Raw genomic sequence first — 14,436 nt, 5'->3', positions numbered from 1 at the left:
TCACCGGTCCAGCAGCGCCTGCGCCTGGCGCGCGATGTTCAGGTCGATCGCGGCGTCGTCGCCGTCGCCCATGTACCAGACGGCCGACAGGCCGCACCACGCGACGATCCAGCGCAGCAGGCGCCGGCGGTCCAGGCCGGAGAGCGCGGCGATGATTTCCAGGCGCCGCTCGAACTGCCCCGGCACGATGGCCACGGGCGGCACGGGATCGGACAGGTCCGGGTTGCAGAAGATGTTCGCGTAGTCGAAGGCGCGTTCGCCGTGCAGGCGTTTGGGGTCGATCACCAGCCAGCCGCGCTCGCCGAAGTCCAGCACATTGTCGTGGTGGACATCGCCGTGCAGCACCGCCACGTCCCGGGGATCGTCCAGCAGGGCGCGGGCGTGGCGGGCGCTGTCCGCCAGGATGCCGCCGTGCGCGCGGGCCATGGGCCAGAGTTCCACGAACCATTCCTCGAGCGGCCGCAGGGCGGGCAGGGGCTTGTCGCGGGGCGCATGCAGCGCTTTCAGCACGTCGCAGAGGATGCGGGTGGCTTCGTCGTCGCGTCCGGTGCGCGCATAGTGCGCCAGCGAGCGCGTGCCTGTGGCGCGTTCCAGCAGGATCGCCTCGTCGTCGTGCGCGAGCACGCGCGCGGCGCCCTGGCCGTCCCACCAGTTCATCAGCACGCCGCCCTGCTTTTCGTCTTCCTCGATCGACACCTTCAGCATGGCGGGCGCGCCTTCATGCAGGACGGGCAGCAACTGGGCGGCGTGAGTGACGATGGGCGCCCCATCGGGCGCGAGGTTCCAGCGTTGGAGGTAGGAATCGAACATCGAATGGGATCGGAGCATGTGTCGTTGTCTATTCCGCGGCCATGAGCGCCGCGGCCTTGTGTGCCAGTTCCGCCACCCCGAAGCTGGTTGCGAGCGCATGGCCGTCCAGGTCGGACAGCGGCACCCATCGCGCGTCGCGCGCGTCGTCGCCCGCCACCGGCTCGCCGCTGCGCCAGCGGCACAGCACCGCGATCAGGATGAAGTGTCGGCGCAGCGCGCCCGCGTCGTCACGGTCGAATACGTCCACGGCGTCGAAGACGCGCAGCGGCTCGGCGGTTACGCCGGTTTCTTCCAGCAGTTCCCGCGCGGCCGCGGCTTCAAGGCGTTCGCCGGCGTCGATCTTGCCGCCCGGGAAGGCCCAGCGGTCCTGGTCGGGCGGGTTGGCGCGGCGCACCAGCAGCACGTGGCCGTCGCGCACGACGGCGGCGATGGTGGCGGCGATGGGGCGCGGGGCGGGCGTGGTCATGCAAGTCTCCTGCGGCGATGGCGCGTTCCGGAAGGATACGCCGGACGGGTCACACTTCTTCGATGCGCCGGGTCGGCGCGAACGGCGTGCCCAGGTCGAGCATGGCGTAGATGCGTTCTGTCATCCGCTGGCGCCGGGTCGGCCTGCCCATCCGCCAGCGCGTGTCGAGCCAGAGCAGGGGCAGCGCAAAGCCCAGCCACACCAGGAAAAACATGGCGAGGATGAAGGTCGCCACTTCGGGGAAATTGCCGGCCGACGCGTCGCCGTCCGAGAACCAGGAAATGCCGACCAGAATCAGCCATGCCGTCAGCATCAGCGCGCCGATCATCTTGAGCATGGGCCCGCGCTGGTTCATGCCGACGCCGATGGGCGTGTCGCCGGACAGGCCCGAGCGGAACCGCAGGTGGCACATGTAATTGCGCCCGTCCTCGAGATTGCGCAACGCATAGACGGCATGGGGCTGGCCTGGTTCCGGGCTGGCGTGGGCGGCCATCTCTACGCGGTCGTCCTGGGCCAGGAAGGGTTGCCAGCTGCCCAGCGATTCGTCGACGGTCATCATGAAGTTCCGGCCGCCGACGGAAAAACGATAGTGGCCGTAGCTGGGGCCCTTGTGCACGTGCCGCGACTCATGCGTGATGCCGTCCAGGCGGCCCCGCACGTGCAGAATGGGCGGGGCGCCCTCATCGCGCAGCGCCGCCGGCTCGGGCCGGGACGGTGGCGACGGCGGGCCGGCCGGCGTGGCGGCGGGCCGCCGCGCGGGGTCGTACAGGGCCTCGGCCGCCAGGATCCGCGGACGCTCGCGGCGGTTGTGCCAGAGGGCGAACAGGGCGTACCCGGCCAGGATCAGCGCGATCAGGGCGACAACCAGCGCAAACACCATCAGGAACATCCGCGCCATGGTGTCCAGGCCGGCCAGCCAGGCCGCCCCGAGGGCCGCCGCGCCCACCGCGCCGCCGATCGCGGCTTCGCGCCCGCTGCGCCGCTGGGCGGTCTGATAGCTGATTGGGGGAATGGGCTTGCCGCGGGCCGGCACGGCCCAGCAGAAGCGGTTCTGCCCGTGTCCGGCCTCCAATACCCCCACGCGGACGGCGATGCCGTTCATGTGGCACGCGCGCAGGTCGGAGATATGGGCCGGGTCCAGGTCGATGGCCCATATCGTTTCGGCGCCGATGCGCAGAAACACATTCTTGCGGTGCTGGGGCACTGCAAGCCGGAGCTGGTCGATTCTTCCTTCGATGGTGCGGGCGGCGCTTTGCGGCATGTCGGCGCGTCGAGTCCAAAGCCGCCAGGATAGCGCGGCGGGCCGTCGCCCGCCGCGGCCCGCTACTTTTTCACCAGGGGGCAGGTGGATTTGGACAGCGGCATGAAGGCCTGGTCGCCGGGCAGGGTGGCCACCAGCTTGTAGTAGTCCCAGGGGCGCTTGGACTCCGAGGGCTTCTTCACCTCGAACAGGTACATGTCATGCACCATGCGGCCGTCTTCGCGGATGCGGCCGTTGGCGGCGAAGAAGTCATTGATCGGCATGGACTTCATCTGCTTCATGACTGCCGCCGGTTCGTCCGTGCCCGCGGCCTGCACCGCCTTCAGGTAGTGCATCACCGACGAGTACGTGCCGGCCTGGCTCATGTTGGGCATCTTCTTGAGCTTGTCGTAGTAGCGCTGGGACCAGGCGCGGGTCTGGTCGTTCATGTCCCAGTAGAAGGCTTCTGTCAGCGTCAGGCCCGCAGCGGCGTCCAGGCCGATGGCGTGGATGTCGTTGATGTACAGGAGCAGGCCGGCCATCTTCTGGCCGCCCTTGGTCAGGCCGAACTCGCTGGCCGCCTTGATGGCGTTGACCGTGTCGCCGCCCGCATTGGCCAGCCCCACGATCTGCGCCTTGCTGGCCTGCGCCTGCAGCAGATAGGACGCGAAATCGCTGGAACCCAGCGGGTGGCGCGAGGCGCCCAGCACCGTGCCGCCGTTGGCCTTGACCACGTCCGTGGCCGACGCCTGCAGCGTATGTCCGAAGGCGTAGTCGGCCGTCAGGAAGTACCAGCTCTTGCCGCCTTGTTCGACGGTGGCGCGCGCGGTGGTGTTGGCCAGCGACCATGTGTCGTAGGTGTAATGCACCGAGTACGGCGAGCACAGGTCGTTGGTGATGCGTTCGGTGCCGGGGCCGCTGAAGACCACGATCTTCTTCTTTTCCCGCGCGACTTCCAGCACGGCCAGCGCGGGGGCGGAGCCCGCTACGTCCATGATGGCGTCCACCTTCTGTGTGTCGTACCACTCGCGGGCCTTGGCCGCGGCGATGTCGGCCTTGTTCTGGTGGTCCACCACCAGCAGGTCCACCTTCTTGCCCAGGACCGTGCCGCCGAAGTCGACGATCGCCATTTCGGCGGCGGTGGCGCTGCCCTTGCCGGTCACGTCGGCGTAGATGCCGCTCATATCCAGGATCAGGCCCAGGCGCACCACATCGTCGGAAACGGCGGGCGCCTGCGCCTGCGAGGCGGCTGCCGCCGCGGCGAGGGCCGCGGTGGCGAACAATCGGGTTGTCTTCCTGCGGCACTGCAATGAAATCCGGGTCTTGTCGGCATGTTTCATGGTTGTCTCCCTGTATGCCGGATTCTTTTCGGATGTTGCGGGCGCTTCTTTTGTTTTGCTGCTGCGCCCTGTGGGTTCGGACGGCGGCGGTTGGCGATCGGGGGCGATGGGCTCCTTGGTTCTGCGGTTGCGGGTTGCGGTCAGCGGCTGGTGAGGAGGTCGAACTCCATCCGCACCTTGCGGAAGGGAAATTCCAGCCGCGCGAAATACACGACGCGGCCGTCGATGCAGGCATAGCGGCGCAGCTCGGCCACCGGCGACGACACCGGGATCTGCAGCGATTCCGCCGATTCCTGGCCCGCTTCGATAACGTTGAGCACCTGGCGCGCCTCGGAGATGCGCGCGCCGTAGAACTGGTCCAGCACCGGCGCCACGGTGCTTTTCTGGATGCGGGCCCGGTGCTTGCGGAACAGGCCGCTGTCCAGGAAGACCTCGCTATAGCAGAACGGCCCGGCTTCGGTGGTGTGGATGCGGCGCAGGTACTGGAAGCTGCCGCTGCGATCGGCGCCGCAGGGCATGCCCAGCGAGTCGGGCAGGGGCGAGTCCGCGTTGGACTCCACCAGGGACACCGTGCCCAACTGATTGCTCAGTTCCACGGTTTCGGCCCAGGTCTTGGGGATCAGCAGCGTGGGCGTTTCGGGCAGTTCGGCGTTGACGAAGGTGCCCGACCCGCGCGAACGCCGGATCAGGCCGTCTTCCTCAAGCAGGCCGAAAGCCTGGCGTATGGTGGCCCGCGAGATGCCGTAGGTGTCCATCAGCGACTCCAGCGGCGGGATCTGCTGCCCGGGCCGCCAGGTGCGGTTCTGGATGTGGCTGCGAAACAGCGCGGCCGCTTGCAGATAGAGCGGCTGGGGACTGCGCGAGAAAAGCTTGCGGGCGGGCATGGCGGGAGACGGCTAGGATGAAGAATCCAAGAGCATAGCGTCCGCCATCTCGCGCAGGCGATGCTTCTGGATCTTGACCGAATTGGCGCTTTCGACCGACGGGAAGGCGTCCAGCACGGTAAAGCCCGCGGGCGCCTTGAAGCCCGCCATCGCGGCCTTGCAGGCGGCGGTCCAGCCGGCCGGGTCCGCCTGCGCGCCCGGGTGCAGCAGCACGAACGCATACGGCACGATCTTGCCCTGGCGCGTGGCGCCCACCACCTGGCAGGCGCGCACGCCGGGCAGGGTCTCCACGACCTGTTCGATCTCCACGGGGTTGACCAGAAAGCCCGACAGCCGCAGCGAATCGCCCATGCGGGTCTGGAACACGAACTGGCGCGGGGTCAGCGTATAGCCCAGGTCGCCGGTCCGGAAGTAGCCGTCGTCGGTCAGGGCGGCGCGGGTGGCCTCGGGATTGTCCAGGTAGCCCTGCATCAGGCTGGGCGACAGGATTTCGACTTCGCCGGACTGGCCGTGCGGCAGTACCTGGCCCGTTTCCGGATCCCGGGCGCGCACCCGCGCATCGGGATAGATCAGTGTGCCGCCGGGCAGGTGGCGGGCCGACACATCGCCTTCGGCCGGATCGCGGGGCTGGCCGGCCACCAGCGCGATCAGCTCGCTGGAGCCGTACAGTCCGGTCAGCGGCACGTGCGCCGCGCGGGCCAGGTCCAGCATGTTGTCCAGCGCGGGCGTGAAGCTGGCGAAGCCGAATAGCCGCACGGACGAGAAGGCCTCGGGCGCGGCGGCCTGCATCATGCCGACCAAGGCCTCGTTGTTGGCGTAGGTATGCGTCACGGCGTGGCGGGCGACGGCCTGCGCCGATTCCGCCGCATTGAACACCGGCGCGCACACGACGGGCACGCCGCGCGCCAGCCCGCCGACGAGCGTCGCAAAGCCGAAGGCGCCGCAGAACGGTGCGCTGGCCAGCACGCAGGCCTTGTCGTCGTAGTCGAATGCCTGCGCCACCGCCATGCCGTGGCGCAACAGGGTCTGCTGGTCGTGCAGCACGAACTTGGGCTTGGACGTGGTGCCGGACGTAGTGAAGCACAGCACGCCGGCATTGGCTTGCGCCGCGGGCGCCGGGTCGGCGCAGGCCAGCAGGGCATCGTAGCGGTGCACGGGCTTGCCGTGCACGGACACGGGCGCCGCGCCGTCGGCGCCGGCCAGGGCGACCGCGCCGCGCAGCCCGGCCAGGTCCGCGGGCGCCACGCCGTCCAGGATGCCCTGGAAGTCGATGCCCTTGAAGCCCGGCCAGTACACCAGCCAGTCGGCCTTGCCGCGGCCCAGGATGTCGGCCACTTCCAGCGCCCGGAAGCGCGTGTTGACCGCCAGCACCAGCGCGCCCAGGTGGGCGCAGGCCAGGAAAGATTCCACCCAGGCCGCGCAATTGGGCAGCCAGACGGCCACGCGATGGCCGGGCTTGACGCCGATGCCGGCCAGGCCCGCGGCCAGCGCGCGGCTGCGCGTGCGCAGCTCGGCGCAGCCGATGGGCTGGTCCTGGTCGATCAGCGCGGGCGCGCCGGGCTGGCGCGCGGCCAGCGCGTCCAGGTGGGCGGAGAACGTCGAGTACGGCAGGGTCATGGTCTACACCGTGGCGATGGGCGTCACGGGGGAGCCCACCGCGCCGGGCATGCGCAGGGGCGGGGCGGTCAGGAGGAAGCGGCTGCGTCCGTGTTCGTGCAGCCAGTCGGCCAGGTCCTTCAGATACCAGAGTTCGGCCAGCGGCACGCCCAGTTTGAAGAGGCAATGATGATGCAGCGGCAGGATCGAGTGGCCGGGGCCGGACGTGCGCGCCGGATAGGATTCCACGGCGTAGTTGTCCGCGCAGATCGCCGCGATGCCAGACTGGGTGATCCAGTCCAGCAGCGCCGGGTCGGCGCCATCGAGCACCGCACCCGTCTGCTCCAGTTTGTGCGGATCGGGGTTGCCGTTCATGGCCACCACAGCTTCCGCGAAGCCGGTGCGCAGCACCAGCATGTCGCCCTTTTCCGGCACGGCGTCCTGCTCGCGCATGGCGGTCTGGAGCTGCTCATGGCCCACCAGCGTGCGGCCCGGGCCGAACGCCCGCGCCAGGTCCACCAGCACGCCGCGGCCCTGCATGCCTTTTTCCGCATAGCGGCTGACGCTGAGTTTGCGCGCATAGGAACCGCCGGGCGGGCAGCAGGCCTGCTCGGCGGTGTCCGGGTCAGCGCCGCCGAACACGTCCACGCCGGCGGCATAGCCGTTGTAGTAGACGCGGCGGGCCTCGCCGTCGCCCTGGATGTCGAACAGGGCGCCCACGTGGCACAGGCCGTCCCATTGGGTGGAGTACTGCATGGAAAGCGTCACCTGGTCGTCGGACAGCACGTCGACGGCTTCGGGCTGCACCTCCGACATCGCGAAGTTCAGGTAGGGCGTGCCCTCGCGGAACGTGGGCTTGAGCGTGGGCGCGTGGCGGCGCGGATTCAGCACATTGCCGCCGGGCAGGTCCAGCGGCAGCGACAGGCAGAACACCTTGCCGGCGCGGACCTCGCGCACCGCCTGCAGCACTTTTTCCTCGGTCAGCAGGTTCAGGCGGCCGAGCTCGTCGTCCGGGCCGAAGTCGCCCCAGGTGGATCCTTCGGGGCGTTGCGTCCAGCGTTTCATCTGCTTGTCTCCAGTCGGTTTTATATGTTCTTATGAATATAGTACGTATTTACGTACTTTAAAAAGAAATCCGCAATCAGCGGATTCGATAGGAGACAAAACCATGACGCAACTGCCGCATCCGCGCGCCGCATGGCGCATCGCCTTCGGCGCGCTAGCTGTCCTGGCGCTGCCCGCCGTCCATGCCGCGGGCTATCCCGAACATCCCGTCACCGTTGTCGTGCCGTATCCGCCGGGCGGCGGCGCGGACATCTTCGGCCGGGCCATCGCCAATGCGCTGCAGCCAGGCCTGAAGCAGACCGTGCTGGTCGAGAACAAGCCCGGCGCGGGCGGCAACATCGGCATGGCCTATGTGGCGCGGGCCAAGGCGGACGGCTACACGCTGGGCCTGGGCACGATCGGCACGCAGACGATCAACCAGTTCCTCTACAGCAACATGGCGTTCGACCCCGAACGCGACCTGGTTCCCATCGCACTGGTGTCCACCACGCCCAATGTCATCGCCGTCAGCGCCAAGTCGCCCTACAAGACGGTCGCGGACGTGATCAAGGCGGCCAAGCAGTCGCCGGACAAGAAGTTGACGTATGCCTCGCCCGGCATCGGGTCGTCAGTGCACCTGACCGGCGCGTACTTCGAGGCCATGGCTGGCGTGACGATGCTGCATGTGCCGTTCAAGGGCACGTCCGCGTCCTTGCCCGCCGTGGCGGGCGGACAAGTCGACCTGCTGTTCGACAACCTGCCGGGCGCGCTGGCGCAGATCAAGGACGGCAACCTGGTGCGCGGCGTGGCCGTGACCTCGGCCGCGCGCGATCCGTCGGTGCCCGGCCTGCCCACCGTCTCCGAGTCCGGCCTGCCGGGCTTCGATGTCACGGCCTGGTTTGCGCTGTATGCGCCACGCAATACGCCGGGGCCGGTCGTCGAGCAGCTGATCGCCGCCGCCCGCAGCGGCCTGCAGACGCAGGCCATCGCCGCCAATTTCGCCACCATGGGCGCCAAACCCGGCACGCTGTTCGGCGCGGACCTTGCCGCGTTCGAGACTGCGGAGCGCAAGAAATGGGGCGGGCTCATCAAAGACCAGGGAATCAAAGCGCAATGAACACGCCCATCGCTTTAGTCACCGGCGGCAGCCGGGGAATCGGCCGCGCCATCGTGGTGCGGCTGCTTGAGGACGGCTACCAGGTTGTCAATTTCAGCCGTACGCCGCCCGAGGAAACGCTGCCCGGCGAGACCTTCCGGTCCGTCGACCTGGGCGATGCGGCCGCGACCCAGGCCGCGGCCCGCGAACTCGCGGCGCAACACCCGGTGCTGAACCTGGTGAACAACGCGGGAATGATCCAGGTCGCCAACATCGAAGACGTCACGCAGGAAGAACTGGCGCGCACGATGGCGCTGAACATTGCCGCGCCGCTCCTGCTGATGCAGGCGCTGCTGCCGGGTATGCGCCGCGCGGGCTACGGGCGGGTCGTGAACATAGGCAGCCGCGCGGCCCTGGGCAAGGGCGGGCGGTCGGTGTACGGCGCATCCAAGGCCGGGCTGGCGGGCATGACGCGCACCTGGGCGCTGGAACTGGCGGGCGACGGCATTACGGTGAACACCGTGGCGCCAGGTCCGGTCGCGACTGAACTCTTCAACCAGTCCAATCCGCCCGGCGCACCCAAAACGCAGGCGCTGGAAGCCTCGATTCCGGTGGGCCGCGTGGGCCGCCCGGAAGAAGTGGCGCATACGGTCGCGATGTTCCTGGACCCGCGCGCGGGCTTCATGACCGGGCAGGTGCTGTACGTGTGCGGCGGGATGTCGGTGGGGCTGGCGGGCTAGCCTGCCGGATCATGGCCGGGTCCGCTTGTGCAGGGGCCCGACATGCTGTTCGACGGCCTTGCGCGTCATCTTGCCGGCGCCTTCCAGCGCGCGGGCCCGTTCCTCGCGCAGGCGCCGCAGCACTTCGGTGGGCGCGACGCCGAAGTGCGCCGCGAACTTGCGCTGGAAGGTGCGGCGCGACATGTGACAGGCGTCGGCCATTTCATCTACCGACCAGCGTGCCGACAGCCGCGCCTCCATTTTCTCGACCAGTTCGCGGAAGGGCGCGGCGACACGGTCCTGCAGGCGCAGCGCCTGGCTGTATTGGCGCTGGTCGCCGTTGCGGCGCATGAAGACGACCAGCCGCCGCGCCACCTGCTGCGACAGTGCGGCGCCGTGGTCGCGTTCGATCAGCGCCAGCGCCAGGTCGATGCCGGCGGTGACGCCGGCGGACGTCCAGTACTTGCCGCTTTCAATGTAGATGCGGTCGTCATCCACCCGCAGGGCGGGGTGCAACAGGCGCAGCCGGTCGGCCGAACGCCAGTGCGTGGTGACGCTGCGGCCCTCCAGCAGGCCGGCCGCGGCCAGCACGAAGGCGCCCGTGCAGACGCTGCAGGTGCGGCGCGAGCCGGCGTCGCGGCGGCGCAGCCAGGCGCGGGTTTCGCCGTGGGCCGAGGCGCGGTCCACGCCCGGGCCGCCGGGCACCAGCAGCATGTCGATGGGCGTATCGACGTCTTCCTCGAACGTGCCGTCCACCTGCATGCGCAGTCCCTGTTCCCACGTGGAGACGACCGGCGCGGCCGCGATCGTGCTTAGCTGGTACAGCGTGCGGCCCGCCTCTTCGTTGGCCGAACTGAACGCCTGCCACGGGCCGGCCAGGTCCAGCGGCTGAAATCCGTCGTACAACACGAACACCACGCGTTGTGGCGCATTTGGCGACTTTTCTGGCGCAGCCGGCCGGGCCCGTGGGCCTATGCTGGGCGCTGGCGTTTCCAAGGGAGCATCGTCATGCATGTGAATTTTGTCTTGTTCGAGGGACTGACCCAGCTGGATATGACCGGGCCTTACGAGGTGCTGGCGAACGCGCCGGGCTTTACCGTGGATTTTGTCGCAAAAACGCTGGAGCCGGTGCGCTGCGATCGGGGGTTGCGCTTCGTGCCCACCCAGACGCTGGCGTCGGCGCCGCCCTGCGACCTGCTGGTGGTGCCGGGCGGGCCGGGCACGGATGACGCCATCGTCGATCCGGATTGGGTGGCGTTCACGCGCCGGCAGGGGCTGGGCGCGCAATATCTGTTCGGCATCTGCACCGGATCGCTGCTGCTGGGGGCGGCCGGCCTGTTGCGCGGCAAGCGGGCGTCCAGCCATTGGCGCGCGCGCGAGCTGCTGTCCCGCTTCGGCGCAACGCCCAGCGACGAGCGCATGTGCGTGGACGGCAATGTATACACCGCGGGCGGCGTGACGTCGGGCATCGACATGGGGCTGAAGGTGGTGGCGGCGCTGTGCGGCGACGACGTCGCCAAGCTGATCCAGTTGCAGATCGAATACGACCCCAAGCCGCCGTTTCCGGGCGGCACGCCCAAGACGTCCGAGCCGGCGGTGGTGGAACGCTACCTGGCGATGTCCCAGGCGCGCTTCGAACGGCGCAGCGCGGCCGTGGACCGGGCCGCAGCGGCCATGCCCTGAGGGGATCGGGCCTTACTTTGCCAGGTGGTCCAGCGGCAGCGGACTCTGCTGCTTGACCGTCTGGATGGCGAAGTTGCTGCGGATGTCTTTAACGCCGGGCAGCTTCAGCAGGGTGTGCAGCAGGAATTGTTCGTAGCCGCGCAGATCCGGCACCACCACCTGCAGCAGGAAGTCGGACTCGCCTGACACCAGGTGGGCGGCGATGACTTCCGGCAGGGCGCTGACTTCCTTGCGAAAGCGCTCGGCATCCCGTTCATGGTGGCGTTCCACCTTGACCCCGACGAACACCGTCAGCCCCAGCCCGACCTCGTGCGGGTCCAGCCGCGCCTCGTAGCCCTGGATCACACCGGCTTCTTCCATCATCCGCACGCGCCGCAGGCAGGGCGAAGGGGACAGGCCGATCTGCTCGGCCAGCTCTACGTTGGTCAGGCGGCCGTTCTTCTGCAGGGCTTCAAGGATGCGCCGGTCGTAGGCGTCGAGTTCACGCTTTGGCATGGAATAAAAATAGAAGGGTATTAATTAGCGAAATATGCCAGGCATAGTAATTCAGTTGGCATGAATAGCAAGCACATGCCAGCCCGATTTTCCTAGAATGACGCCATCGAAAACAGCTGCGGGGAGCGCGAAGATGGCTGATATGGCGTTGTTTCTTGGGGCTTTGCTGATCGTTTATGTGGTGCCGGGGCCGGACATGATCCTGCTGCTGGAAACCGGCCTGCTGCGCGGCCGCGGCCAGGCCCTGGCCGTTGCGGCGGGGCTGGCCATTGCACGGGCGGCGCATGTGACGCTGGCCGCGCTGGGCCTGGCGGCGCTGTTCAAAACCCATCCCTGGGCATTTGACGCCGCGCGCACGGCGGGAGGCTGCTATCTGGTTTGGCTGGGCGTGCGCCTGTTGCGTGCGCAGCCGGTGGTTCCCGCGGCCACGGATGCGGCGGCGCCGCGTCCTGCGGGTTTGGGCGCCGCGTTGTTGAGTGGCGTGCTGACCAATGTGCTCAATCCCAAGGCGCTGTTGTTCTGCTCGGTGCTGCTGCCGCAGTTCGTGTCGCCCGCGCACGGTCCGATCGGCCAGCAGTTCGCCGTGCTGGGCGTCATCCTGGTCGGCCTGGGACTGGCCTTTGACGTGCTCTGCGCGCTGGCGGGCGGGGCGGTGGGCCGCTGGATGGCGGCCAGCCCCCGCGCGCAAAAGGTGCAAGGCGCCGTGTTCGGCGTCGCGTTGATCGGCTTCGGCCTGCGCCTGACCTTCGCGCAGCGTCCGGCCTGACGCCGCGGCCGGCGCGCGCCCGCGACACGTAAAAAAGACGCCCGGCACGTAGTCGCGCCGGGCGTCTTGCTCCGGTCGGGCAGGGCTTACTTGCCGAAGGCGTAGGACGACGCGTCGACGTCCTGCTCCTTGGCGGGCGGGGGCGCCGCGCCGTCGTCCAGCAGTTCCGCCGGGCTCAGGCCCTTGGTCAGCTCCAGGGCCTGGCGCTCGAACAGGCGCCGGTACAGGCCGCCCTTCAGGCGGATCAGCGCATCGTGGCTGCCTTCTTCGATGATCCGGCCGCGGTCCATCACCAGCAGGCGGTCCAGCGCGCGGACCGTCGACAGGCGGTGCGCCACGACCAGCGTCGTGCGGCCTTCCATCAGGCGCTCCATCGCGCGCTGGATCAGCACCTCGCTTTCGCTGTCCAGGCTGGACGTGGCTTCATCCAGGATCAGGATGGGCGCGTCCGCCAGGAACGCCCGCGCTATCGCCACGCGCTGGCGTTCGCCGCCGGACAGCTTCACCCCGCGCTCGCCCACCAGCGTGTCGTAGCCCTTGGGCAGCGCCATGATGAAGTCATGCGCGCTGGCCAGCCGCGCGGCCTGTTCGATTTCGGCCTGCGTGGCGCCGGGGCGGGCATAGGCGATGTTCTCGGCCAGCGTGCGGTGGAACAGCACGGGCTCTTGCTGCACGATGGCGATCTGGCTGCGCAGGGACGCCTGCTTCACCTGGGCGATGTCCTGCCCGTCGATGGCGATGCGGCCGCCGTCCACGTCGTACAGGCGCTGGATCAGCTTGATGAACGTGGTCTTGCCGGACCCCGAATGGCCGACCAGGCCCACGCGCTCTCCGGGTGCGATGCGGGCCGAGAAGCCGTCGTACAGCGCCGCGCCCTGCGAGCCGTAGCGGAACGTCACGTCCTCGAACCGGATTTCACCGGCCGTCACCGCGATGGCGCCCGCGCCGGGCCTGTCTTCCACGCCGAGCGGCTGCTTTTCCAGCGACACCAGTTCTTCCATGTCGTTGACAGAGCGCTGCAGGTTGCGGATGTGCATGCCCACGTCGCGCAGATAGCCCTGCAGCACGAAGAACATGGCCAGCGTGAACGTGATGTCGCCCACGCTGGCCTGCCCGCGCGACCACAGCAGCAGCGACGCGCCCAGGATGGCGGCCTGCATGGCCACCAGCATCGCGCCCTGGACGCCGCCGTTCAGCGTGGCGCGGATCCAGGTGCGGCGCGTGCGCCGGCGCCATTTGTCGATGACGCGGTCCAGCCTGGCTTCTTCGCGCGTCTCGGCGCCAAACGCCTTGACCACCGCGTTGCAGCTTACGGCGTCGGCCAGCGCGCCGCCCATGCGGGTGTCCCACGCGTTGCCAAGGCGCGCGGCGGGCGCGACGTAGCCCAGCGACAGTGCGGCCGTGACCGCGATATACAGCACCGACCCCAGGCCCACCACCAGCCCCATCAGCGGCCAGTGCGCACCCAGCAGCGCAGTAGCGCCGACGAGCATCACCACGGACGGCAGCAACGCCACCAGCAGCGTGTCGTTCAGCAGGTCCACGGCCCACATGCCGCGCGTAATCTTGCGCACGGTGGAACCCGCGAAGCTGTTGGCGTGCCAGTCCGTGGAAAAGCGCTGTACGCGGTAGAAGGCATTGGAGGCGATGCCGTTCATCATCTTCAGGGTGAAAGTGATGATGTTCTGGAACACCGCCTGGCGCAGCAGGGTGCCGCCGACGCCCAGGGCCACCAGAAGCCAGAACGCCGTAATGGCGGCGTCCCAGGCCAACTGGCCGCCCGCGGCGCCAGACGCCACGGCGTCGACCAGGCGGCCGGCGTACATCGGCGTGAGCACATCGGCCACCGCAGACAGCAGGGCCAGCGCCACGATGACCACGATGCGCAGGGGCTGCCGGCCCCAATAGCGGAAGGTAAAGCCCAGGACGTCCTTGAACGCCTGTCCTCGAAAGTCGATTTTTTTTCTAGCCATTGCAATGGCCCGGCGGCACAAGACACGCCGGGATGTCCTTGTGGGGAAAGAAGGAAAACAAGCCGGACGCCAGGGGGGCGACGGCGGAGCGTTATGGGTTCAGATGGACGTGGCGGACCTGTCGCCAGATAGCAAGCTGGCGATGGTGCCGCGCGGGCGACGACTTAATGGCGTCGCGGGGACACGCGCGGGACGGCGTTGGGCATGGGGTTCATCATGCGGCCTCCCTGTCGGTGGGTGATGGAGAAAAAAGGAATGGGCGCGAAGCCCGAATGGCTGATTCTATCGAAGCGATGTAGGCGAATCAACGGGCCGCGCGCCGGG

14 protein-coding genes are annotated in these 14,436 nt (G+C 68.6%); 4 read left to right on the top strand and 10 right to left on the bottom strand.

The genetic code is table 11. The annotated features are described in order from the left end of the window. The 7 genes from KYC_RS09835 to KYC_RS09805 form a co-directional block, all read right to left on the bottom strand. Positions 1-810, bottom strand: a complete 810-nt coding sequence (locus KYC_RS09835) for an aminoglycoside phosphotransferase family protein (RefSeq protein WP_043518035.1) — start codon at positions 808-810, stop codon at positions 1-3. A 28-nt stretch (positions 811-838) separates the two neighbouring features. Continuing rightward, positions 839-1,276: an NUDIX hydrolase gene (locus KYC_RS09830; protein WP_008161504.1), complete on the bottom strand. Its 438-nt coding sequence runs from the start codon at positions 1,274-1,276 to the stop codon at positions 839-841. A gap of 49 nt (positions 1,277-1,325) precedes the next feature. Continuing rightward, positions 1,326-2,537 carry a hypothetical protein gene (locus tag KYC_RS09825; protein ID WP_008161502.1) on the bottom strand — a complete coding sequence of 404 codons (1,212 nt, stop codon included), beginning with the start codon at positions 2,535-2,537 and terminating at the stop codon, positions 1,326-1,328. Between the two features lie 62 nt (positions 2,538-2,599). Next, the gene (locus tag KYC_RS09820) at positions 2,600-3,856 is read right to left on the bottom strand and encodes an ABC transporter substrate-binding protein (protein WP_043518034.1); all 1,257 of its coding nucleotides are present in this window, start codon (positions 3,854-3,856) and stop codon (positions 2,600-2,602) included. Positions 3,857-3,996: 140 nt separating this feature from the next. Next, on the bottom strand, positions 3,997-4,740 hold the full coding sequence (locus KYC_RS09815; protein ID WP_008161498.1) for a GntR family transcriptional regulator: 744 nt from the start codon (positions 4,738-4,740) through the stop codon (positions 3,997-3,999). 12 nt (positions 4,741-4,752) lie between these two features. Then, positions 4,753-6,357 (bottom strand): AMP-binding protein, encoded by a 1,605-nt coding sequence (locus KYC_RS09810; RefSeq protein WP_008161496.1) that lies wholly within the window; start codon positions 6,355-6,357, stop codon positions 4,753-4,755. A gap of 3 nt (positions 6,358-6,360) precedes the next feature. Further along, positions 6,361-7,401, bottom strand: coding sequence for a cyclase family protein (locus KYC_RS09805; RefSeq protein WP_008161494.1), 1,041 nt, complete (start codon positions 7,399-7,401; stop codon positions 6,361-6,363). 103 nt (positions 7,402-7,504) lie between these two features. Between KYC_RS09805 and KYC_RS09800 the strand changes: the two genes are divergently transcribed. Next, positions 7,505-8,497, top strand: coding sequence for a Bug family tripartite tricarboxylate transporter substrate binding protein (locus KYC_RS09800; protein ID WP_008161492.1), 993 nt, complete (start codon positions 7,505-7,507; stop codon positions 8,495-8,497). Further along, positions 8,494-9,216, top strand: a complete 723-nt coding sequence (locus tag KYC_RS09795) for an SDR family NAD(P)-dependent oxidoreductase (protein ID WP_008161489.1) — start codon at positions 8,494-8,496, stop codon at positions 9,214-9,216. Before KYC_RS09800 ends, KYC_RS09795 begins: the two co-directional genes overlap by 4 nt. Positions 9,217-9,225: 9 nt before the next feature. Here KYC_RS09795 and KYC_RS09790 read toward each other — a convergent pair whose 3' ends face one another. Then, positions 9,226-10,113, bottom strand: a complete 888-nt coding sequence (locus KYC_RS09790) for a GlxA family transcriptional regulator (RefSeq protein ID WP_008161488.1) — start codon at positions 10,111-10,113, stop codon at positions 9,226-9,228. 90 nt (positions 10,114-10,203) lie between these two features. Here KYC_RS09790 and KYC_RS09785 point away from each other — a divergent pair, with 90 nt between their 5' ends. After that, positions 10,204-10,878, top strand: coding sequence for a DJ-1/PfpI family protein (locus tag KYC_RS09785; protein WP_008161486.1), 675 nt, complete (start codon positions 10,204-10,206; stop codon positions 10,876-10,878). 12 nt (positions 10,879-10,890) lie between these two features. Here the strand turns inward: KYC_RS09785 and KYC_RS09780 are convergent, their stop codons facing one another. After that, positions 10,891-11,373: an Lrp/AsnC family transcriptional regulator gene (locus tag KYC_RS09780; protein WP_008161485.1), complete on the bottom strand. Its 483-nt coding sequence runs from the start codon at positions 11,371-11,373 to the stop codon at positions 10,891-10,893. A gap of 142 nt (positions 11,374-11,515) precedes the next feature. On the opposite strand from KYC_RS09780, the gene KYC_RS09775 reads away from it, so the two are divergent. Then, positions 11,516-12,139: a LysE family translocator gene (locus KYC_RS09775; RefSeq protein WP_008161483.1), complete on the top strand. Its 624-nt coding sequence runs from the start codon at positions 11,516-11,518 to the stop codon at positions 12,137-12,139. Positions 12,140-12,225: 86 nt separating this feature from the next. Here the strand turns inward: KYC_RS09775 and KYC_RS09770 are convergent, their stop codons facing one another. Next, the gene (locus tag KYC_RS09770) at positions 12,226-14,112 is read right to left on the bottom strand and encodes an ABC transporter ATP-binding protein (protein WP_008161480.1); all 1,887 of its coding nucleotides are present in this window, start codon (positions 14,110-14,112) and stop codon (positions 12,226-12,228) included. Positions 14,113-14,436 lie beyond the last annotated feature (324 nt).

It is taken from the genome of Achromobacter arsenitoxydans SY8 (assembly GCF_000236785.1).
In the GTDB taxonomy this organism is placed as follows: domain Bacteria; phylum Pseudomonadota; class Gammaproteobacteria; order Burkholderiales; family Burkholderiaceae_B; genus Achromobacter; species Achromobacter arsenitoxydans.
The sequence above is the reverse complement of the archived record's forward strand: the minus strand, read 5'-3'. Positions and strand labels throughout refer to the sequence as shown.